This is a genomic window from Yoonia sp. SDW83-1 (genome assembly GCF_046762885.1).
Lineage (GTDB): Bacteria > Pseudomonadota > Alphaproteobacteria > Rhodobacterales > Rhodobacteraceae > Yoonia.
The window spans coordinates 1-20,748 of record NZ_JBKQXO010000008.1; the positions used below are offsets into that span (position 1 = coordinate 1).

Consider the following 20,748-nt stretch of genomic DNA (forward strand, 5'->3'; position numbering starts at 1 on the left):
ACCGGTCAATCGATCTCAGCAGATGATCTTGCGGAACATGATCCTCCAGCGAGAACTCGTAGAACAGCGCCACTTGCGCTTCCTGCCTCGGTCCCGTCATCGCCAATCCCTCCCTGCAAGAGCAATTGAGTCAGCGACTTATGCTTCGATCAAGGATGAGTTTTTCAACGAAATGTCCCGCACACCAGACCTTTGGTATGGTAGCTTTGAGCGGCCGCTGTCCGGTCAGACAGTGTGTGTTTCAATTGCGCAGAATGCCGCTAGTGCGGGACTGTTGAGTAAAGGGCGAATCCGTCTGACCTGCGGAAGATCAGTCCGTGGTCATTCGCCCTCATAGGGGCTGTTGGCGGGCGCCCCTGCGTGATCTGTCCACCGGCGGCATTGTGTCGCGCGGTCCCAGTGCAGTACCCGGTCGTGGTCGGGATAGGTCACCACGTCGCCTGGTGATCGGGTGCCGATGACCAGATATTTCACCTTTGTATCGGTGCGGTTTTCCAGGCAATGGCCGACAGGATCGCCTGCCTTGAACGTGGCGGCGTCGCCGGGGTGCATCACGGTGCTGCTGTCGCCTTCGTGCAAGGTGACCTTCCCTTCCAGCACATACACCATTTCATCCTCGCCCGCGTGCCAGTGCTTGCTCGAGGAGGATGAACCGGGCGGCAGGATTTCCACGAAAGCCCCGAACTGGGTCAGCCCGCCGCTGTCGCTGAACAGCAAGGCGCGGTAGGGGCCGCAGGGATGCCCCACGCCATCGCTGGCGTCGGTCTTGGCGGTGTCGGGCGTGAATACGGGCATCACATTTTCCTTTGTTGGAGGCGGCTATGTCCATCCTGCCTTAAATCTTAAGCGCTGTTAACAAAACCCACCGTGCGCCCCGTTAACCCCGCCAAATGCGACCCAGAGGTCCGACGTTTTGCCGACGCAAATCCGACGCGATGCCGACAGCGCATATCCCGGCAAAATAGGGCGTTAACCCATGATTCGCCGAAAACCACGAAAAGCACCGTAGGGTGGGGGCTGCGCAACACCTACCGCACGGTGGCACCGGCTCATTCGGCGGCCTGCGCGTAATCCTCCATCGGGGGGCAGGTGCAGGTCAGGTTGCGGTCGCCCCAGACATTGTCGACCCGGTTGACCGGCGGCCAGTATTTGTCCACCCGGAACGCGCCGGGGGGGAAGCATCCGACCTCGCGGCTATAGGGCCGGTCCCAGTCCTTGACCAGATCCTCCATCGTGTGTGGCGCGTTTTTCAGCGGGTTGTTTTCGGGGTCGATTTCGCCTTTTTCGATTTGGGTGATTTCCGCCCGGATCGCCAGCATCGCGTCGCAGAACCGGTCCAGTTCGGCCTTGTTTTCGGATTCCGTCGGTTCGATCATCAGGGTGCCCGCGACAGGCCAGCTCATCGTTGGGGCGTGAAAACCACAATCTATCAAGCGCTTGGCGATGTCATCGACTGTCACACCCGCACTGTCGGCAAAGGGTCGTGTGTCGATAATGCATTCATGGGCGACCCGGCCCGTCGGCCCTTTGTAAAGCACGTCAAACGCCCCTTCGAGCCGTTTGGCGATGTAATTGGCGTTCAGGATCGCGACGCGCGTTGCCTGTGTCAGGCCATCGCCGCCCATCATCAGGCAATAGGCCCATGAGATCGGCAAAAGCGATGGTGACCCGAAAGCGGCCGCCGAAACAGCCCCATCGCCGGTGACGGGATCGCCGGGCAAGTGCGGGACCAGATGCTCCTTCACCCCGATTGGCCCCATGCCTGGGCCGCCGCCGCCATGGGGGATGCAGAAGGTCTTGTGAAGGTTCAGGTGGCTGACATCGCCGCCCAGATCACCGGGGCGTGACAGGCCGACCATCGCGTTCATGTTGGCCCCGTCGATATAGACCTGCCCGCCATGGTCATGGGTGATCTTGCAAACCTCGATCACGGTTTCCTCGAACACGCCATGCGTGGACGGATAGGTGATCATGCAGCCCGCCAGATTATCTGCGTGCTGTTCAGCCTTCGCGCGGAAATCATCAAGGTCGATATCGCCGTTTTCTGCTGATTTTACAGGGACAACCGTCCAACCGACCATATGGGCCGAGGCGGGGTTGGTGCCGTGGGCGGACATCGGGATCAGGCAGACATTGCGGTGCCCCTGACCATTGGACCGATGATATCCCGCGATGGTCAGAAGCCCCGCATATTCGCCCTGCGCGCCGGAATTGGGCTGCATGGAAATGGCCGCATAGCCGGTGATATCGCAAAGCTTGGCCGACAGATCGTCGATCATTTCACGGTAGCCTTCGGCCTGATCGGCGGGGCAATAGGGGTGCAGCAGGGAAAACTCGCGCCAGCTGACCGGCATCATTTCGGCGGCGGAGTTCAGCTTCATCGTGCAGGAGCCAAGCGGGATCATCGCCCGATCCAGCGCGAGGTCGCGGTCGGCCAGACGCCGCATGTAGCGCATCATTTCCGTCTCGGCCCGGTTCATGTGGAACACCGGGTGGGTCAGGTAATCCGACGTGCGGATCAGTTTTTCGGGCATGTGGTAATGCGGGGTGTAATCCTTGTCCTGCCGTTCGATGCCAAAGGCGCGCCAGACCCGTTCGATGGTGGCAGGCCGGGTCCGTTCGTCCAGCGTGATGCCGACCTGTGTTTTGCCGACGGCACGCAGATTGACCCCTTCATCCACCGCCGATTTCAGGACTGCCGATTGCAGCGGGCCGACATCGACGGTGATGGTGTCAAAGAAGGTCGCGGGGCGCACATCGAACCCGCCTTGCTTCAGCCCTTCGGCCAGCCGCGCGGTCTTGCGGTGGATGCGCTGGGCGATGGCCTTGAGCCCCTCTGGCCCATGGAACACCGCATAGAATCCGGCCATGACGGCCAGCAGGGCCTGTGCGGTGCAGACATTCGATGTCGCCTTTTCGCGGCGGATATGCTGTTCGCGGGTCTGCAGTGATAGCCGGTAGGCGCGGTTGCCGTGGCTGTCGATGGACACGCCCACGATGCGGCCCGGCATGGAGCGGGCATAAGCCTGTTTCGTCGCCATATAGGCCGCGTGCGGGCCGCCATAGCCGACGGGTACACCGAAACGCTGGGTGGTGCCGACGGCGATATCGGCCCCCATTGCGCCGGGTTCCTTAAGCAATGTCAGTGACATCGGATCGGCGGAGATGATGCCAATCGCCTTGTTTTCATGCAGTCTGGCGATTTCATCGGTGAAGTCACGCAAATGGCCGTATGTGCCGGGGTACTGAAAGATCGCGCCGAAAACAGCGGTCGGGTCTAGATCGTCGGGGTTGCCGACGGTGATTTCGATCCCCAAAGGCGCCGCGCGGGTTTTCATCACGGCGATGTTCTGCGGGTGGCAGTTTTCGTCGATGAAGAAACCTTTGACTTTCGATTTCGATACCCGCTGCGCCATGGTCATCGCTTCGGCGCAGGCTGTCGCCTCGTCCAAGAGGGATGCGTTGGCAATCTCAAGCCCGGTCAGATCGCTGACCATGGTCTGGAAGTTCAACAGCGCCTCAAGCCGGCCTTGGGAAATTTCGGGCTGATAGGGGGTATAGGCGGTGTACCAGGCCGGGTTTTCAAGGATGTTGCGCTGGATCGCGGGGGGCGTGACCGTCCCATGATAGCCCTGACCGATGAGCGAGGTCAGGACCTTGTTCTTGGAGGCCGTGACCCGCATGTGGTGCAGCAGTTCACGTTCTGATTTGGGCTTGCCGAAATCCAGCTTTTGCTTCTGGCGGATGGCGGGCGGCAGCGTATCGTCGATCAGGGCATCAAGATCCTTGGCCCCCACGATCTGCAACATCTCGGCCATTTCGGCCGGTGACGGGCCGATATGGCGGCGGTTGGCAAAGTCGTAGGGCAGATAGTCTGTGGGGGTGAAGGTCATGATGCTGGTCCCTTAGTCGATCATCGCTTTATAGGCGGCTTCGTCCATGTATTCGTCCATCTGGGACGTGTCAGACGGTTTGATCTTGAAAAACCAGCCATCGCCGGTAGCGTCTTCGTTGGCGAGGCCCGGATTGTCGGCCAGTGCATCGTTCACTTCGACGACTTCACCGTCGATGGGGGCTAGGATGTCGGACGCGGCCTTGACGCTTTCGATGACAACGATTTCGTCGTCCTTCACGACGGTGGTCCCTACTTCTGGCAATTCGACAAAGACGATATCGCCCAGCTGGGTTGTGGCATGTTCTGTGATGCCGACGACGATCAGGTCGTCTTCGGCGCGCAGCCATTCATGCTCTGATGTATATTTCATTGGTGGTCTCCCTTGGTCTTACCGTTTGAAATTGGCTGGTGTGAACGGCATCTTCGTCACGGTCAGCGGCAGCCGTTTGCCCCGCAATTCACCGTAGACGGTCGCGCCGGGTGTGGCATTGGCGGTGGCGACATAGCCCATCGCAACGGGGCCGCCGACGGTCGGGCCGAACCCGCCAGAGGTGATCATGCCGATCTGTGCATCGCTATCGGTGTCGGCGAAAAGCGGCACGCCCTCGCGCATCGGCGCGCGTCCCTCGGGCAGCAGGCCGACCCGTTTGCGCGCGACCCCTTCGGCCAGTTCTGAAAAGATCGCGTCGGCCCCCGGAAACCCGCCGGCCCGGTCGCCACCGGCGCGGCGTACCTTCTGGATCGCCCATGTCAGAGCGGCCTGCACCGGGGTTGTGCCGGTGTCGATATCGTGCCCGTAAAGGCACAGCCCCGCCTCGAGCCGGAGCGAGTCGCGCGCACCCAGCCCGATGGGTTCAACATCCGGGTGCGCCAGCAGGGCGCGGGCCAGATCGGTGGCGTTTTCGTTCGGCACCGAAATCTCGAAGCCGTCTTCGCCGGTATAGCCCGACCGTGACACCCAGCATTCAACGCCGTTCAGCGTCAGCGTGGCCACATCCATGAACGCCATCGTGGCCGCGGCAGGGTTGAGGGAGGACAACACCGCCGCGGCCGCCGGCCCCTGCAAGGCAAGCAGGGCGCGGTCCGTGATTTTGGTCACCGTCACATCAGGTTCCAGATGCGATTTCATATGGGCAATGTCGGCGGCCTTGCACGCCGCATTAACCACGACGAAAACATGATCGCCCCGGTTTGCCAGCATCAGGTCATCCATGATCCCGCCGGTTTCATTGGTAAAGAAACCATAGCGCTGGCGGTTTTCATCAAGGCCGAGGATATCGACCGGGATCAGTCGTTCCAGCGCGCTGGCGGCTGACGCGTAATCGCTGCCCTTCACGATGACCTGACCCATATGGCTGACATCGAACAGCCCTGCGCTCGCGCGGGTGTGCAGATGTTCCTTCATCACGCCCATCGGATATTGCACGGGCATGTCATAGCCCGCAAAGGGCACCATCTTGGCACCCAGTTCCAGATGCAGGTCATGCAGCGGTGTTTTCAACAAATCCGACATCGGCGGCCTCTTTCCTTCCCGCCGATCAGATAGTCATATCTTCCGGCACCACTTTGGCGCAAAGGTGTACCCTTTACGCGTGATGCCCCCTCTGTCCATGTGCCTGAGATTGCTATCCCTTCGGCGGGCACCTCATGTTCCGTGCCACTCTCCAGAGTCTTCGTATCGGCGTCGGTCCTTGGGCCTGAGAGTTTCCGGGGCGGTTGCTCCTTCGGCACCAGATTGACTGGTTCTCCCGACGTCGATTTCGGCGCGATGCTGCCCTGTTACAGACAGGCAAGCAAGAGCTTTGTTGTGTTTTCCTTTGTCATGGTGACCGGATTTCCGCCAGTGCTGGGATCCTTGAGTGCGCCTGCGACGATGCGGTCGATATCGGGGTTGCTGACGCCGATACCGCCCAGCGTGCGCGGGATACCCAGCGATGCGTTCAGGTCATCGACATAGGCGCAGAACCCGTCGAACCCGTCTGCAATGCCCAGATAATCCGCCGCCCGCCCGATGATATCGCTGATCGCGGGTTTGTTGAATTGCAGCACGGCGGGCATGCAGACGGCGTTGGTTGTACCGTGATGGGTATGGTGGATGGCCCCGATGGGATGGGACAGGGCATGGATCGCCCCCAGCCCTTTCTGGAATGCGGTTGCCCCCATTGCAGCGGCGGACATCATATGCGCGCGCGCTTCGATATCGCTGCCGTCGGCATAGGCGCGGGGCAGATATTCCTTGACCAGCCGCATTCCTTCCAGCGCGATCCCCTGCGACATGGGGTGGTAGTGGGGTGAACAATACGCCTCAACACAATGGGCAAAGGCATCAAGGCCGGTGCCTGCGGTGATGAACCCCGGCATGCCGACGGTGAGTTCCGGGTCGCAGATCACCACGCTGGGCAGGAATTTGGGGTGGAAGATGATCTTTTTCTCTTCCGTTTCGGAATTAGTGATCACTGATGCGCGGCCCACCTCTGACCCGGTGCCGGCGGTGGTCGGTACTGCGACGATGGGCGCGATGGCGTCCGCGTCTGCACGGGTCCACCAGTCGCCGATGTCTTCAAAATCCCACAGCGGGCGGGTCTGACCGGCCAGAAACGCCACCAGCTTGCCAAGGTCGAGGCCGGAGCCACCGCCAAAGGCGACCACCCCGTCATGCCCGCCCTCCTTGAAGGCCTGCACCCCTGCTGCGGCGTTCTTTTCATTGGGGTTCGGGTCCACATCAGCAAAGATCGCGCGGCCAAGCCCCGCCGCCTCGAGCAGATCAAGCGTGCTGGTTGTGATCTCCATCCCGGCCAGTCCGCGATCGGTGACCAGCAGGGGTTTCTTGATCCCGGCGGCGGCGCAAGCGTCGGCGATTTCGGCGATGCGCCCGGCGCCGAAGCGGACAGAGGTGGGGTAGGACCAGCTAGCGGTAAGCGACATGATCTATGCCTTCTTGAGGTGGTAGGATTTCGGACGTGTCAGGTTGTGATAACCGATGATGGACAGACCGCCACCGCGCCCGGTGTCCTTGCAGCCGGTCCAGCATAGACCGGGGTCAAGATAATCGGCGCGGTTCATGAAGACGGTGCCGGTTTCGATCTGATCGCCAATCGCCTCGGCCCTTACTGGATCCTTTGTCCAGACCGATGCGGTCAGCCCATAGGGGCTGTCGTTCATCAGGCGGATCGCCTCGGCGTCGTCCTTGACCGGCATGATGCCGACCACGGGGCCGAAACTTTCTTCGCGCATAACGCGCATGTCGTGGGTCACGTTTGTCAGGATTTGCGGCATCAGGTATGCCCCGCCATCCTGCGGGAAGCGGGCGGGGTCGATATGGGCGGTGGCCCCGGCGGCGATCGCCTCTGCCGTTTGGGCGCGGACCGCGTCGGCAAAGCGGACATGCGCCATCGGTCCCAAGGTGGTTTCGGGGTCGAGCGGGTTGCCAAGAATGTAGCCATTCACGATCTCGACCGCTTTGGCCACGAAAGCATCGAAATGCTGTTCGGCCACATAAATGCGTTCGATCCCGCAGCAGCACTGGCCGGAGTTGAACATCGCCCCGTCGATCAGCGTATCGACTGCCGCATCAAGATCAGCATCATCGCAGACATAGCCGGGATCCTTGCCGCCAAGTTCCAGGCCGATCCCGGTGAAGGTTCCAGCGACGGCCTGTTCAATCGCCTGCCCGCCGCTGACGGAGCCGGTGAAGTTCACGAAGCCGAACGATTTGGCGGAGATCAGGTCGGATGTTGTCTGGTGGTCCAGAAACACGTTCTGGAATACGTCCGCTGGCACGCCCGCGTCGTGGAACGCCTGCGCCATCCGTTCACCGACTAGCGGCGTTTGCGAGGCATGTTTCAGCATGACCGTGTTGCCTGCGATCAGAGCTGGGGCGACCGTGTTGATCGCGGTCATGTAAGGGTAGTTCCACGGGGCCACGACCAGAACGACGCCGTGCGGCACCCGTTTGATAACGCGCCTGAAATGCTCGCTATCCTCGACCGTGATATCTGCCAGCGCGTCGTCCGCGATCCGTGCCATATAGGTGGCCCGTTCGTTGAACCCACCAAATTCGCCGCCATAGCGTATCGGCCGGCCCATCTGATGCGCGAGTTCGGGCACGATGTCATCGTTCATGTCACCAATGCGGGCGACACCGGCCTGCACCATTGCGACTCGTTCGGACAGAGGCCGCGCGGCCCATGCCGATTGCGCGCCTTTGGCGCGGGCGACGGCGGCTTGCGCGGCATCGGCGCTGAGCGTCGGCCGTTCCGCGTAGACCGAGCCGTCAATAGGGGAGATACAGCGTATCATGTTTGTTCCTTTGACAATGGGTGACCCAGAATGAACAGAAAGGGCCCATGAATCACGTGCAGTTCGCGCTGCCCATACGGTTGATCAAACGGCTCCCGCACCCGCCCTTTTGGCAGTGCTTTCAGAGACGCGCGTTTGGCCGCCCAAAATGCATCGACGTCGTCCACATCAAGATACAGCACCAGTTGACGCGCCTCATCCGCCATATCCGCATCGGGCGCGGCGTTGATAAAGCGGATAAACGCCGCGTCCCGATTGCACAGCACATGGCGGTCGTCTTGAGACAGGGTTTTGAACCCCAAACACGTCTCGGCAAATTCGCGAGCGGCATTGAGATCATCCACGGGCAGCGAAGGTGTTGCGCGATAGACCTTCATGCCCGCTCGAACCCCCGCGCAATTTCCCAGTCGGTGACGACGCGGTCAAATTCTTCCTGCTCCCATTCGGCGCAGCGGGTGTAATGGTCGATCACATCGTCGCCCATGGTGTCGCGCAGGAATGTCGAGTTGCGCAAAGTCTCGGTCGCGGCGCGCAAGGTCTGGGGAATATCCGCCGCCTTGGCGTCTTCGTAAACGTCGCCTTTGGTGGGCGGGGCAAGATCCATCTTGTCCTCGATCCCCTTGATCCCTGCGGCGAGCATGGCGGCCTGCGCCAGATAGGGGTTCAGGTCGGACCCGCCGATGCGGCATTCGACGCGCACGCCCTTGGTGCCATCGCCACACAGGCGAAAACCGGCGGTGCGGTTGTCGACGGACCAGACGGTTTTGGTGGGCGCAAAGGTGCCCTTGGCAAAGCGTTTGTAGCTGTTGATGTAGGGGGCCAGAAAGAAGGTGTAGTCAGGGGCATAGGCGATCAGCCCGGCCATGTAATGTTTCATCAGGTCCGACATGCCCAGATCAGCATCGGAGTCATAGAATGCCGGTTCCCCGTCCTTCCACAGCGACTGATGCACGTGGGACGAACTGCCGACCCGGTCGTGATGCCATTTCGGCAGGAATGTCGCGGCGTGACCGTGCGCCCAGGCGATTTCCTTGATCGCGTTCTTGGCGATGCTGTGATGGTCGGCACAGTCGACGGCAGGTGCGTAGCGGATGTTCAACTCTTCCTGCCCTGTCTCGGCCTCGCCCTTGGTGTTTTCAATAGGCAGACCGGCAGCGAACAGGTGATTGCGGATCGGGCGCATCACGTGTTCTTCCTTGGTGGTCTGCAGAATGTGGTAGTCTTCGTTGTAACCGCTGATCGGCATCAGATCGTGAAAGCCATCCTTGCGGATCTCGTCAAAGGATTTTTCGAACAGAAAGAACTCAAGTTCGGTCGCCATCATGGCATCAAAGCCCATGTCCTTGAGCCGTGCGACCTGCTTTTTCAGGACGGCGCGGGGATCGTGTGGCACGGGTGCGTGGGTATGGTGGTCAAGGATATCGCAGAGCACCATCGCGGTGCCCTCCAGCCACGGCGTGAGCCGCAGAGTGCTCAGGTCCGGGGCCATGATGTAATCGCCGTAGCCCTTTTGCCAGCTTGTGGCGGCATAGCCGTCAGGCGTCGCCATCTCCAGATCGGTGGCCAGCAGATAGTTGCAGCAATGGGTTTCCTTGAACGAGGTTTCGACAAAGTTGGCGGCGTGAAATCGCTTGCCCATCAAGCGCCCCTGCATATCCACAAAGCAGGTCAGAACGGTGTCGATTGACCCGTCCGCCACACGGGATTTGAGATCGTCGAAGCTGAGGGTGCCGGGCATGAAACTATCCTTTGTCGAAAAGGCGCCCCGGGCGTAACCCGGGGCCCCTGCATGGGGTCTGGTTGGGGTCCCAGGACAGGCCCGGGAAGCCGGTCAGGTGTAGCGGTAGGGCCGTCCTGCTTTCTCCATATCCGCGTTGTACTGTTTAAAGATATCGACGACTTTGCGCTTGGTTTCACTTTCGGCGGCGATTTCTTCCCAGAATTCGCGGGCGGCTGCCTCAACCGTGGCCCATTCCGCATCGGGGATCGTGGTCAGTTCCAGCTTGGTGCCGTTCACACGCAGATTGGCCTCGCCACCCCAATACCAGTGCTGGCGGTAGTAATGCGATTGTTCGCAGCAGACCTGGAACAGGGTTTGCAGGTCTTCGGGCAGTTCGTTCCAGCGGTCCATATTGGCAAAGAAATGCCCGATCCACGCGCCGGAGATGTTGTTGGTCAGGAAGTAGTTGGTCACGTCCGCCCAGCCGACGGTGTAATCCTCGGTGATGCCCGACCACGCGATGCCGTCGAGTTCGCCGGTCTGCACCGCGACCTCGATATCCTCCCACGGCAGGTTGACCGGCACGACACCGAATTGCGCCAGGAACCGGCCTGCGGTGGGGAAGGTGAAGATGCGCTTGCCTTCCAGATCGGCGAGCGACCGGATCGGGTCCTTGGTGGCGAAATGGCAAGGGTCCCAGGCACCGGCGCTGATATGTTTGACGCCGACGGCGGCGTATTCCTCGGCCCAGATTTCATTCAACCCGTACTGGTTGAACAGCACCGGCACGTCGAGCGAGTAGCGCGAGCCGAAGGGGAAGTAGCCGCCAAATACGGTGACTTCGGTAGGGGATGCCATGCTGTCATCGTCCGATTGCACGGCGTCGATGGTGCCCCGCTGCAGCGCCTGAAACAGCTCGCCCGTGGGGACCAGTTGGTCGGCATAGAACAGTTCGATCTGCATTCGGTCGCCTGCGATCTTGTTGAACATGGCGATGGCGGGGTCGATCACCTCGGCCGCGAGGGCGGCACCGGCATAGGTCTGCATCCGCCATGTGATCGTGCTTTGCGCGAGCGCCGGGGCGGCCAGCGTGGCGGGGGCGGCCATGGCGGCCCCTTTGATAAACTTGCGTCGTGTTGTCATCACTTTTCTCCTTGTTGGGTTATGCCGGGTTGGCCCGGTCTGTTTTTCAGTTTCCGTAAACGTAGCCGGGCAGCCATGTGGCAAGTCCCGGAAAGATCATCACCAGTGCCAGCGCGAATACCATCACGAGCACAAACGGTGTGATGGAGGCGTAGATGTCGCGCAGCGCAATTTCCGGCGGGGCCATGGCCCGCATCAGGAACAGGTTATAGCCAAAGGGCGGGGTCATATAGGCGATCTGTGTGGTGATCGTATAAAGGATACCGTACCAGATCAGGTCAAACCCCAGCGCGCCGACCAGAGGCACGTAGAGCGGGGCGACGATGACCAGCATCGCCGTGTCATCCAGAAACGTGCCCATCAGGATAAAGCTGAGCTGCATCAGGATCAGGATCATCCAAGGGCTGAGGTTGAGTTGTTCGGTGAACAGGCTTTCGATGGCCTTGACCGCGCCCAACCCATCGAACACCGCGCCAAAGGCCAGTGCGGCAAGGATAATCCACATGAACATGCACGTGATGCCCAGCGTGTTGCGGACCGAGTTTTCAAAGACCTCGCGCGTCATCCGCCCTTTGACGATGGCCGCGACCAAAGCCGCCAATGCGCCAATGGCTGAGCTTTCGACCAGCGATGTCCAGCCATTCACGAACGGCACCATCATCACCGCAAAGATCACCAGCGGCAGCAGACCCGCCCGCAGCAGCCGCAGCTTTTCCGCGCGGGGCATGGCCCGGTCCTCTGCGCTGAGAGCGGGGCCAAGGGCCGGGTTGATCCGGCAGCGGATCGCGATGTAGGCGATGAAGAGCGCAGCCATCATCAGCCCCGGAATGACCCCGGCGAGCCACAATTGCCCGACCGGTTGCCGCGCGATCATCGCGTATAGCACCAGCACGACAGATGGCGGCACAAGGATACCGAGGCTTGATCCGGCCTGAATGACCCCGGTCACCATCCTTTTGTCATATCCGCGTTTGAGCAGTTCCGGCAGGGCGATGGTCGCCCCGATGGCCATGCCCGCGACGCTGAGCCCGTTCATGGCCGAAATCAGTACCATCAACCCGATAGTCCCAATCGCCAGCCCGCCGCGCAGGCCGCCCATCCAGACATGGAACATGCGGTAAAGGTCATCGGCGATCTTCGATTCCGACAGCACATAGCCCATGAAAATGAACATCGGCAGAGTCAGCAGCGGATACCATTTCATCAGCTTCATCGCTGCCGAAAAGCCGATATCGTGGCCGCCATTGTCACCCCACAAGAACAATGCAGCGACGACCGCCACAAAACCGATGGCCCCGAACACCCGCTGCCCTGTCAGCAGCATCAGCATCATGGTGGAAAACATCAGGGTCGCGATCACTTCGTACGACATCAGATCGTTTCACCCTTCAGGCGCAGCACATCCTTGAACAATTCCGACAGGCATTGCAGGATCATCAGGAAAAAGCCCACGATCATCACGGTCTTGATCGGCCACATATACGGCCGCCATGCGGAGGAGGACCGTTCCATGCGCCCGATCTCCTCACCTCCAGTCAGAAGGCCCGCAAAGAACGAAAACGGTTCGGTTTTCCAGTAGCCCAGCGAATAGGCGGTCGACCCGACCGCGCCATAAAGCAGGACACACAAATAGAAGATCAAAAACAGGACGGTGACCAGATCGAACCACGCCTTGCGCCGCACCGACCAGCCGCCATAAAGCAGGTCCATCCGTACGTTCGATCCGAGTTGGATCGAATAGGGCCCGCCCAGAATGTAATAGGCCACCATGGCGAACTGCGCCATTTCCAGCGTCCAGAGCGAGGGCAGAAAAAACGTCTTGCTGATCGATGACCACAGTAGAATGCCCATCAGGACAAACACGCCATACATCATGATCCGTCCGACCCGGTAATTCACCGCGTCAACCGCCGTGATATAGCCATGCATCAGGCGACGCACTGCACAGACCCCGCCGCATTTGTTCTGCCAAAGCCATCCGCGATCCAGCCCGCCAGCATGTCCGCCATTGCGACCTGTTGTGTATGGGTGCGGATCAAATCATTGCGAATTTCCAGCATGACATTCAGATGGTTGCCGGGCAGGGCGTGTTCCCTGAGCGTGTGGGTCACCCCATGCGCGGGGCCGTAGGGTTCGTTGCGGCGCAGATCGGCGCTGGTATGGTCGGCGGCACAGGCCAGCATCGCGTCGGCCAACCTTGCATCGCTATCATGCACGATCCCTATTTCCACTTTGCGGGCCTTGCCGTGATATGTCGGGGTGAAGCTGTGCAAAGTCACGATTACCGGGTTCGGCGTCTGTGCGACGGTTTTCGACAGACAGTCCCGAAACGGGGCATAATAGGTCGCGACCCGCATCGCCTTGTCCGCTTGCGACAGGTTTCGATTGCCCGGAATGACATGAACCTCACTTTTTTCCGGCATCGCATCGGGCGCATCAGGCGGTCGGTTGCAGTCATAAACCAACCGCGACACGACGCCCGCGATCAATGTCGCGTCCAGCTTGTGCGACAGGTGTTCGGCAACAGACATAGCACCCGGGTCCCAGGCAACATGACTTTGCAGGACATCGGTCGACAGGCCCAGATCGGAAAATATTGATGGTATGTAAGGGGTTGCGTGCTCGCACACCAGAATAATCGAGGATGCACCCTGCGGGTTGATCGGCGCGACCGGTCTAGCGTCCTGACTTGCGACATCGTGATTCATTGCGACCCCCAAACACAAATTGCTTGCGCCCGGCGGTTTTTGTCAACAGAATTGTGAAAAATTTATCATGATGGAAATGGTCTGGTAATTTTTCGATCAAACGAAAGGCGATCATGCCTGACGCAACGCTGACAATCTCGGATCGTATCCAGCAAAAGCTGGATGATCTGACACGGGCAGAGCGGCAGTTGGCGCATTCGATCCTTGAAAACTACCCGGCCTCTGGCCTTGGGCCACTGGCGGCACTGGCCCGTGACGCGCAGGTGTCCGTCCCGACTGTGGCCCGCATGGTGCAAAAGCTGGGCTTCAAAGGTTACCCCGAATTTCAAGCCGAACTCCGCGAAGAATTGCGCGCCAAGGCCAAAAGCCCGATTGCCAAGCACGATACATGGGCTGATGGCGCACCGTCCGGCCATATGCTCAACCGGTTCACCGACGCCGTGATCGACAATATCCGGCACACGCTGGGCCAGATCAATCCAGCTGCCTTTGATGAGGCATGCGATCTGGTGGCAGACGAGGCGCGGCATCTATATATCGTCGGCGGGCGCATCACGCATACGATGGCCGAATATCTGTTTTTGCATATGCAGGTGATCCGGCCGAACCTGACCCATATCCAATCCACATCCAATACCTGGCCGCATCACCTGTTGGATATCAGCGAAGGGGATGTGGTCGTGGTTTTCGATGTGCGGCGATATGAGAACAATACCCTGAAACTGGCCGAGATGGCCCATGCCAAGAGCGCGAAGCTGATCCTGTTTACCGATCAATGGCGGTCACCGATCCATCAATTGGCTGATATCAGCTTCAGCAGCCGGATCGTCGTTCCATCCGCATGGGATTCCGCGGCGACGACCCTCTTGCTGGTCGAAACCATGATCTCGACCGTGCAGAACCTGAACTGGGATGAAACCAAGGCGCGGATGGAGGAACTTGAGGACATGTTCGACCAGACGAAACTGTTCCGGAAGTTTACCTGAGCGGCGGCCCCGGCTTATGTTTTGGTGCAAGTCGTGCGGGTATGTCGCTGTCATTAATTCTGGACCGAAACCAAGATTCCAATGGTTGTATCGTGCTGACGGCGTAGTGCAATTGGTGATAAGTGGCATCCAGACTTGAACTGCTATTCGGATTGATATGGACGAACTATGGACCATGAGCGGCGCCGCGACGCTACACGGAACGCCTTGTTTGATTGAAGGCGTGGCGGCAGGGCGTGCCCGGCGTGCGGCCGAATTGAACCTGCGGTCCGCGCTGTCAAAAGACGGCATCATCATTGAACGGGTTGATCACATGGGTGGTATCGACGATGCGCCCTACGATCTGTTCACGAGGCTGGCGACGAATGCTCCGGAAGCGTGTTACGAGCTTTCCTTCCGAGACGTGGGGCAGTCGCAGTTTGACGATGCTTTGCGCCTTGTGGACCCCACCCCATTTGACGAGGCCGGTGGACGAACGGCGTCAGAAACCCTGTTGGATCTTCTTTTTGATCAAGGGGACGATCGACAATTCCCTTACAATTGTTTCGCTATTCTTGATGGCGGACGGGTCCGCAACATCGCTGAACGGCTTGGGGGTTCCGGTCTGGCTCATCGTTGCCTGTTCAAAGACACGGCAGCAGATAAGTTTGGTGATAATGGCCCATGGATCTTACGGCTTGACCGCGAGAACAAATTTGCCCGCGATTTGTTTAGCGCATCGGATGACGACCCTTTGCAAACAGGGCTTTGGGGGGAAGGTGCAGGTATCCTGATCCGATCTCAGGTATCTTTACAGGGTCTGTGGCAGCACTTCCGCAAGTTCACTTTGATTACGGATGAGGCAACTGGCAAACGATATTTCTTTCGCTTCTATGCCCCGGAAACACTGCGCACCATTATCGCCGGTATGTCCGAGGAAAAACTGACCGAGCTTGGGGCGGGGTGCAGCCTGATTTGCGGGTCGGACAGGACGCACGGTCTGACGCTCTTCATGCGCGGACCCTAGCGCGCCCGCATTTCGGGCGGGTCATCTCGCAGTTCCGCCAGCAGGCCGTCGCGCCGCGATGCAAAACCTTTGGGCTGCCGGTCTTCTCGCAAAGTCCAGGAGAGATGTTTTACAAACGGGCGCGGGCTAACAGCGTCCAAACCATGATCCATAAAAGCCTGCAGGATTGCGAGCGACGACAGATTGAAATGTTCCGAGCCCCACACAGGATTGTCCGCTGTTGGTACCGGAATGCGCCAGACGACGCGGCCTTCATCCCAAAGCAACCAGTGCAATCCGTTGCCCCTGATATGGAATGTCACCTGCTCCCACGGCGCTACAAGAACGCGCCCTTTGCGCCAGGTGAAGACGGCACGCCTATCCCGGTCAAACCAAATCAGCGCACGCCTTGGTGTCAAAAGGATCCAGCCCAATGCGAGACCACCAATCAATAGAAATACACCTGCCAAGCCCGCCCGAATGACAAGATTTGTTGGCCCATTGGCAGCAATGGTCCATCTGTAGTGCAGATACTCGGCATAGGTCAGAGCCTTGTCTGGATAGACATATCGCAGTGTCGTTTCACTGGTTTCATCAATGGTTCTGACGACATCCTGCTCGCCAAACCGCAACAACATGTCATCAAGATCGGCGACCCATTCAATCTGAGCCTGTCGATAAGCCTGTCGATCTGCCTGAAAAAGCCAAAGTGGAACGAGCAACAACGCAATTGCCATGGGCAGAACCAGCAGAAAGCGCCCCTTCTGCATGCTGTCCTGCATCGACAAAAACCGCGCATCTCCCGACACAAAGGGTCTGTGTGGCAGTTGGGTCGGATCAGGCGCTATGCGCCGCAGATCGTCGGCCTTACTGGAAAGACGTATAGGCAGACTGCGATCCTCAGACATTTCCAGAACCGCCTAAAGCGGCCTTTCGTTCAACATGCCCGCCTGAACACCTTGCATGTTCAACTGGCCATAGTTTGTCAGAAAACGCATCGGGACAAGAACATGAGGCGATGGCAGATAACCCCAGAAAATATTAGCACGCTGCCCAAAATCGACGTCGAAGTTCAGCTTCAAAACGCCACCGACATAGCTGTGCTTGGTCGGGTTTTCCATCGCATCCCGAATAGCGCGCGCAAAGATGGCTGTTTTCTCTTCGTTGAGCTTTGTCTCCAACTGACCTGAAGGATCAAACCCCGATATGGTATGAACCCCAGCCACAATCTCAGACGTGCCCGGTTGGAACTGCGGCAATATCAGTGTGACGGAATAGAATGTCTCGTCTGATATCATGCTGCCAGTCCATCGGCGCAGGCTGCTGCCACCCGTCCTGTCAAGCGACATTTGCGGCAAAGCGAAGTAGTTCATGAACTCCTGCAATTCAATCTGGTAAGAGGCGCTGATCTGTTCATTTGTGATATCCTGCGCCCGGCGCAACCGGTCCGCAACCGGCGGGCGATTGTCCGTGAACCAGAAGGCATAATTGCTGCTTTTGCCCCAGAAGCTTTGGTACAAAAGCGTCTCAAAAGGGCCCTTGCTGAACCACAAGATCATGCCGACACCACCAACGATCAATGCCAGCGCGGCGCAGATAACGGCCACCGGCAACCCGATACCGGTGGAGGCTGATGCGCCGGCTGCGCCGCTTAGCGTTGCTGCCGCGCCAAAGAACAGAATGGCAGAGCCGAGGGCAACCATCGCATGCCCCACGGCTGCGCCCGTGTTGCCCTGTTGTGCTTCGCGCACAGCCTCCCATGCTGATACGACAGCACCAGCGAAATTCGCGACGGCGACCAGGCTGGTGGCAAGCTTGCCCGCCAACAGACGACCAAGATGTTTTGCCCCCGAATTCAATCCAGGCACCAGCCGTGTCGCCACTGATGCAGGCAAGACCCGAACGACCTGCTGCGATACCATCAGACCGCCGCGGGACAGGATCATCATATCGACCGTTAGGGCTGATATAGCTGACCCAAATCGCAACGCATCATAGGCCATATTGCCCTTTTGAAGCGGATTGGCATTGCTGAAACGCGACTGGTTGGACAGGTCCTTGATCGTCATGATGTTGAAAAAGGCCGACAGACCGGCGAACCCACCTTCAAACACCAACCCAATCCGCTGTGATGTTCGTTCTGTTACTGTGAAGGCGAAACGTGAGCCTGCGGGCCGGGTGATCTCGATCGTCGCCAACTTCCACAGTCGTGGAAGTCTCGAAGAGCGCTGCGACTGTCCCCAGTTGAACATGCGCTGACCACGTTCCACCCGGGCGGCGGCGCGTTCCAGAATTTCCAGCCCTGCGTTCCCGCCGCGCGCAACATTGGCATCCAAGGCTTCTGCCACCAGACGCCCGATCTCGGCCGAGGTCAGATTGACACCCCCACCCGGCATGATCCGCAGGCCAAAAACCTTCAGAACGGACGGAATGACCTTGTCAACAATGGCCTGCAGGGTTCCGGCAGACAGACGGTTGCCAGCCCGGCCCGCCAGTTGAGTGCTGTAACGTAGGTTGGCTGCGGCAGAGCCCCACATCACACCAAGACCATTCAGAACCCGGTCCATTGCGATAGCGGAGCTATTGGCCCAATCAAACTCGGCTTGGGGCGTTGTCGTCAGCGCGATGATGCCTTTCGTAATGATCCCGTACGCGTTTTTCTGATCGATGATCGGGGTGTCGGCCTCGTCGACATGGGCATGTTCCATGGTAGCCTCGAGTGCCGCCTTGGCTTCATCGCTTGCCATCAATCCTTCAAAAATACCTGCAGAAACGTCGGCCAGATTGCGTAGCTCCGTCTCATCGCCAGGGTTGTAGGCGAAGAAATATTTGAAGTAACTGTCAAGGCTCCCCACGTCGTCGTTCAGTGCCGGTGTGCTCCCCGGAAACATGAAGGCCTGATACAATGCTGCGAAACTGGCACGACGGGCTTTGAAGGTGTCGAACTCCTCCTCCATCTCGCACCAGAATTCCTTGTGCTCGTCCAGGTTCACGTTGTCCTCTGCGGCCTCGCGCACCTCTTCGACACCGCTGTCCAACGCGCCCTGGACAAACTGACCGATCATGTAGGGATAAAGCGTTAGGGCGGCCCGATCCTTTTCCCAGACTGAAAGCTTGGCGTGGGCCTGTACGATTTCTTTCTGGCGACCGACCGGGTCATGCAAGGCCACAATCTTAGCCGTCTCGCCGTAGCAAAGCTTGCTTTGTATTTCCTGTGCGATCTTACTGGGATCGAGGGAATAGCTCGCCTCGGTCGTCAGGATATCAAGGCTAAGCCCTTCTGTGTCCCCGCCGCTGAGCGCAAGCACGCGGTCCTGTCTTCGTTTGTAGTCCTCGACCAGGCTGCCAAGGTTGTCTTTGGATGCGCTGACGCTGTGATCACTGCTTTCGGCTTCGATATTGACCTTTTGCATGGCCTTTGCGCGTGTTGCTGCATTCCCATTCATCCGATCAATAACATCGGCGGACCATTGATGTTCGCTGTAGGCGATTGAAACCTCGGATACGCCTTTGGCGACAAAGACAAATGGGTAGGATGCCCGGCCAGAGGATCTATCCAGCGTCAGGCCGCCCTGCGCGTTGATCCGGTTGGTAAAGAGGTATTTCTCAAACTTTTCGGAAACATAGCCGCCGCTATCCGTTCGCGTGTATCTAAATATCTGAAAATTCGTGCCGCCGCTTTCTTCGCGGATATAGATCCAGCCCTCTCTCAGCAGCCTGATGACATATCCATTGCCGGCCGCCACGGTCCGCGCGCCAATCAGCGTTGACAGCGATGGAGGAGGGGCTGGTGCCTCCAGCCCCTCTTCAAAGAAATTCGCATAAGCGTAGCGCACAGGATAGATGGGGGTGATGGTGCTATCGCAAGGTCGCTCAGCCGCACCGGCATCCGTCCCGGGCGATGCCGCGCCTTCAACATCGTCGATCAGGCCCGCCTCTAGGGTTTCTTCCATTATGCGTGCCTCTCGGTCGTTTTTGTTTGTTGCATTGCTCTTGCCAACAGTGCCTTGCCTTTTTCGATCTGGCTTTGGTCTTTGCGATGCAGAATATCATCCTGCGCCTTGACCCAGGCACCATCAGAGGATCCAACAAACCAACCAGCAGCTATAGCATAAAGCACGGCTTGCTCTGCAAAAAGTCCTTGCTGTTGCGCGGTAAGGATTGTCTGTCTGGCAAAATCGTCCTGACGCTTGGCATCAATACCCGCCCCGTCTGGCAATGTATCGGTGCAAAATCTGATGGCGCGCTGGCGAAAGGCTGTCATTGCCGAAGCATCCAAGACCTGTCTCATCCGCATATCGATCCCAAGCGATACTGGCGCTGCCTGCGCCGTGCTGCGACAGACAATGGCAAGTTGTACGGACGGATAGATGCCGATCATCTGTAAGTCGCCATCAAAGAAACGGGCCCGCATCGGTGGCTGCATTGCCAATGCAATATGCAATAGCGATTGAGGCGCAAAGAACCGCAGGAAAACCCATTTGCCGGTGTCGTCTAGCAATTTGGTAAAGCGGCGGAAATTCTTGCGCAGGGCGTCGAAATCGATGGGTGATCGCAGAAAGATCCCAGCCTGCTTGTCCCAATAGGCCCAGGGCATCCTGCCATCAGTAAAAAGCGACCGTGTAAAGGTGTGTTCCGGATCAAGTTCGATCAGATAAGGTGCTGCCTCTGAAAGTGTATCTGCGGCGTCACCGTCGAACAGTGATTGACATCGCAATCCTGCGACCGCCTCGGGTCCGAAAAAGCCAGGCAATGCCGCTGCATCGCAGACAAAATAGGTTTTTCTGGGTCCGGTTTGGTCGAACAATAGACTTTGTATGGATGGCGCATACGGCGCGCCGAGTTCCTTCCCGAGCGGGGCAATTCCATCCCAGACATCGGCGATCATATCTGCAAACGAAAGGCCGAGACATGGTTGGTTAAGTTCTGCAGGTACGGTGGAAATCGGGTCGTTCGTCCGCATGCCAAGTATCTGCAGCAATTGATGGGGGTCGCACCCATCGCGGCATCGC

The 20,748-nt window shown here is 58.8% G+C and carries 17 protein-coding genes and 1 riboswitch; of the genes, 2 read left to right on the forward strand and 15 right to left on the reverse strand.

Annotation, left to right across the window (positions count from 1 at the left end):
* Positions 1–321: 321 nt before the first annotated feature.
* The 12 genes from ACFWW4_RS11500 to ACFWW4_RS11555 all read right to left on the reverse strand — a co-directional run bounded on the left by ACFWW4_RS11500 (position 322) and on the right by ACFWW4_RS11555 (position 13,765).
* The gene (locus tag ACFWW4_RS11500) at positions 322–795 is read right to left on the reverse strand and encodes a cupin domain-containing protein (RefSeq protein WP_411890979.1); all 474 of its coding nucleotides are present in this window, start codon (positions 793–795) and stop codon (positions 322–324) included.
* Positions 796–1,049: 254 nt separating this feature from the next.
* Positions 1,050–3,893 carry an aminomethyl-transferring glycine dehydrogenase gene (gene gcvP, locus ACFWW4_RS11505; RefSeq protein ID WP_411890980.1) on the reverse strand — a complete coding sequence of 948 codons (2,844 nt, stop codon included), beginning with the start codon at positions 3,891–3,893 and terminating at the stop codon, positions 1,050–1,052.
* Between the two features lie 12 nt (positions 3,894–3,905).
* Positions 3,906–4,265 carry a glycine cleavage system protein GcvH gene (gcvH, locus tag ACFWW4_RS11510; protein WP_411890981.1) on the reverse strand — a complete coding sequence of 120 codons (360 nt, stop codon included), beginning with the start codon at positions 4,263–4,265 and terminating at the stop codon, positions 3,906–3,908.
* Positions 4,266–4,283: 18 nt separating this feature from the next.
* Entirely contained in the window at positions 4,284–5,408 is a 1,125-nt protein-coding gene (gene gcvT, locus ACFWW4_RS11515; protein ID WP_411890982.1) for a glycine cleavage system aminomethyltransferase GcvT, read from the reverse strand.
* A 162-nt stretch (positions 5,409–5,570) separates the two neighbouring features.
* Positions 5,571–5,656, reverse strand: a riboswitch (glycine riboswitch).
* A gap of 18 nt (positions 5,657–5,674) precedes the next feature.
* On the reverse strand, positions 5,675–6,820 hold the full coding sequence (locus ACFWW4_RS11520) for an iron-containing alcohol dehydrogenase (protein WP_411890983.1): 1,146 nt from the start codon (positions 6,818–6,820) through the stop codon (positions 5,675–5,677).
* Positions 6,821–6,823: 3 nt separating this feature from the next.
* Complete coding sequence (locus ACFWW4_RS11525; protein WP_411890984.1) at positions 6,824–8,194, reverse strand: aldehyde dehydrogenase family protein; 1,371 nt, start codon at positions 8,192–8,194, stop codon at positions 6,824–6,826.
* Positions 8,191–8,571 carry a hypothetical protein gene (locus ACFWW4_RS11530; RefSeq protein WP_411890985.1) on the reverse strand — a complete coding sequence of 127 codons (381 nt, stop codon included), beginning with the start codon at positions 8,569–8,571 and terminating at the stop codon, positions 8,191–8,193. The genes ACFWW4_RS11525 and ACFWW4_RS11530 overlap by 4 nt, the downstream gene beginning before the upstream one ends.
* Positions 8,568–9,932, reverse strand: a complete 1,365-nt coding sequence (locus ACFWW4_RS11535; protein WP_411890986.1) for a glutamine synthetase family protein — start codon at positions 9,930–9,932, stop codon at positions 8,568–8,570. The genes ACFWW4_RS11530 and ACFWW4_RS11535 overlap by 4 nt, the downstream gene beginning before the upstream one ends.
* Positions 9,933–10,025: 93 nt before the next feature.
* Positions 10,026–11,057 (reverse strand): TRAP transporter substrate-binding protein, encoded by a 1,032-nt coding sequence (locus ACFWW4_RS11540; protein WP_411890987.1) that lies wholly within the window; start codon positions 11,055–11,057, stop codon positions 10,026–10,028.
* Positions 11,058–11,103: 46 nt separating this feature from the next.
* Positions 11,104–12,429 carry a TRAP transporter large permease gene (locus ACFWW4_RS11545; protein WP_411890988.1) on the reverse strand — a complete coding sequence of 442 codons (1,326 nt, stop codon included), beginning with the start codon at positions 12,427–12,429 and terminating at the stop codon, positions 11,104–11,106.
* Positions 12,429–12,986, reverse strand: coding sequence for a TRAP transporter small permease subunit (locus ACFWW4_RS11550; RefSeq protein ID WP_411891181.1), 558 nt, complete (start codon positions 12,984–12,986; stop codon positions 12,429–12,431). The genes ACFWW4_RS11545 and ACFWW4_RS11550 overlap by 1 nt, the downstream gene beginning before the upstream one ends.
* Complete coding sequence (locus tag ACFWW4_RS11555; protein ID WP_411890989.1) at positions 12,986–13,765, reverse strand: N-formylglutamate amidohydrolase; 780 nt, start codon at positions 13,763–13,765, stop codon at positions 12,986–12,988. Before ACFWW4_RS11555 ends, ACFWW4_RS11550 begins: the two co-directional genes overlap by 1 nt.
* A 113-nt stretch (positions 13,766–13,878) precedes the next feature.
* Between ACFWW4_RS11555 and ACFWW4_RS11560 the strand changes: the two genes are divergently transcribed.
* Together ACFWW4_RS11560 and ACFWW4_RS11565 are read left to right on the forward strand one after the other, a co-directional pair.
* The gene (locus ACFWW4_RS11560) at positions 13,879–14,751 is read left to right on the forward strand and encodes a MurR/RpiR family transcriptional regulator (RefSeq protein WP_411890990.1); all 873 of its coding nucleotides are present in this window, start codon (positions 13,879–13,881) and stop codon (positions 14,749–14,751) included.
* 157 nt (positions 14,752–14,908) lie between these two features.
* A complete protein-coding gene (locus ACFWW4_RS11565) occupies positions 14,909–15,757 on the forward strand; it encodes a DUF4123 domain-containing protein (protein WP_411890991.1) in 849 nt (282 codons plus the stop codon).
* On the opposite strand, the gene ACFWW4_RS11570 is transcribed toward ACFWW4_RS11565, so the two are convergent.
* From ACFWW4_RS11570 to ACFWW4_RS11580, 3 genes are read right to left on the reverse strand one after another with little or no spacing between them, the layout of a single operon-like run.
* A complete protein-coding gene (locus ACFWW4_RS11570) occupies positions 15,754–16,644 on the reverse strand; it encodes a hypothetical protein (RefSeq protein WP_411890992.1) in 891 nt (296 codons plus the stop codon). The two genes, ACFWW4_RS11565 and ACFWW4_RS11570, sit on opposite strands and share 4 nt — an antisense overlap.
* A gap of 12 nt (positions 16,645–16,656) precedes the next feature.
* Complete coding sequence (locus tag ACFWW4_RS11575) at positions 16,657–19,689, reverse strand: toxin VasX (protein ID WP_411890993.1); 3,033 nt, start codon at positions 19,687–19,689, stop codon at positions 16,657–16,659.
* Positions 19,689–20,699, reverse strand: a complete 1,011-nt coding sequence (locus tag ACFWW4_RS11580) for a DUF4123 domain-containing protein (RefSeq protein WP_411890994.1) — start codon at positions 20,697–20,699, stop codon at positions 19,689–19,691. The genes ACFWW4_RS11575 and ACFWW4_RS11580 overlap by 1 nt, the downstream gene beginning before the upstream one ends.
* Between the last annotated feature and the right edge of the window lie 49 nt (positions 20,700–20,748).

Bases quoted from the DNA above. Each gene is read 5' to 3' on its own strand.
- ACFWW4_RS11530 (WP_411890985.1), bottom strand. From the start codon at position 8,571: ATGAAGGTCTATCGCGCAACACCTTCGCTGCCCGTGGATGATCTCAAT.
- ACFWW4_RS11500 (WP_411890979.1), bottom strand. From the start codon at position 795: ATGCCCGTATTCACGCCCGACACCGCCAAGACCGACGCCAGCGATGGC.
- ACFWW4_RS11560 (WP_411890990.1), top strand. From the start codon at position 13,879: ATGCCTGACGCAACGCTGACAATCTCGGATCGTATCCAGCAAAAGCTG.
- gcvP (WP_411890980.1), bottom strand. From the start codon at position 3,893: ATGACCTTCACCCCCACAGACTATCTGCCCTACGACTTTGCCAACCGC.
- ACFWW4_RS11580 (WP_411890994.1), bottom strand. From the start codon at position 20,699: ATGCGGACGAACGACCCGATTTCCACCGTACCTGCAGAACTTAACCAA.
- gcvT (WP_411890982.1), bottom strand. From the start codon at position 5,408: ATGTCGGATTTGTTGAAAACACCGCTGCATGACCTGCATCTGGAACTG.
- ACFWW4_RS11540 (WP_411890987.1), bottom strand. From the start codon at position 11,057: ATGACAACACGACGCAAGTTTATCAAAGGGGCCGCCATGGCCGCCCCC.
- ACFWW4_RS11575 (WP_411890993.1), bottom strand. From the start codon at position 19,689: ATGGAAGAAACCCTAGAGGCGGGCCTGATCGACGATGTTGAAGGCGCG.
- ACFWW4_RS11520 (WP_411890983.1), bottom strand. From the start codon at position 6,820: ATGTCGCTTACCGCTAGCTGGTCCTACCCCACCTCTGTCCGCTTCGGC.
- ACFWW4_RS11545 (WP_411890988.1), bottom strand. From the start codon at position 12,429: ATGTCGTACGAAGTGATCGCGACCCTGATGTTTTCCACCATGATGCTG.
- ACFWW4_RS11535 (WP_411890986.1), bottom strand. From the start codon at position 9,932: ATGCCCGGCACCCTCAGCTTCGACGATCTCAAATCCCGTGTGGCGGAC.
- ACFWW4_RS11550 (WP_411891181.1), bottom strand. From the start codon at position 12,986: ATGCATGGCTATATCACGGCGGTTGACGCGGTGAATTACCGGGTCGGA.
- gcvH (WP_411890981.1), bottom strand. From the start codon at position 4,265: ATGAAATATACATCAGAGCATGAATGGCTGCGCGCCGAAGACGACCTG.
- ACFWW4_RS11570 (WP_411890992.1), bottom strand. From the start codon at position 16,644: ATGTCTGAGGATCGCAGTCTGCCTATACGTCTTTCCAGTAAGGCCGAC.
- ACFWW4_RS11525 (WP_411890984.1), bottom strand. From the start codon at position 8,194: ATGATACGCTGTATCTCCCCTATTGACGGCTCGGTCTACGCGGAACGG.
- ACFWW4_RS11565 (WP_411890991.1), top strand. From the start codon at position 14,909: ATGGACGAACTATGGACCATGAGCGGCGCCGCGACGCTACACGGAACG.
- ACFWW4_RS11555 (WP_411890989.1), bottom strand. From the start codon at position 13,765: ATGAATCACGATGTCGCAAGTCAGGACGCTAGACCGGTCGCGCCGATC.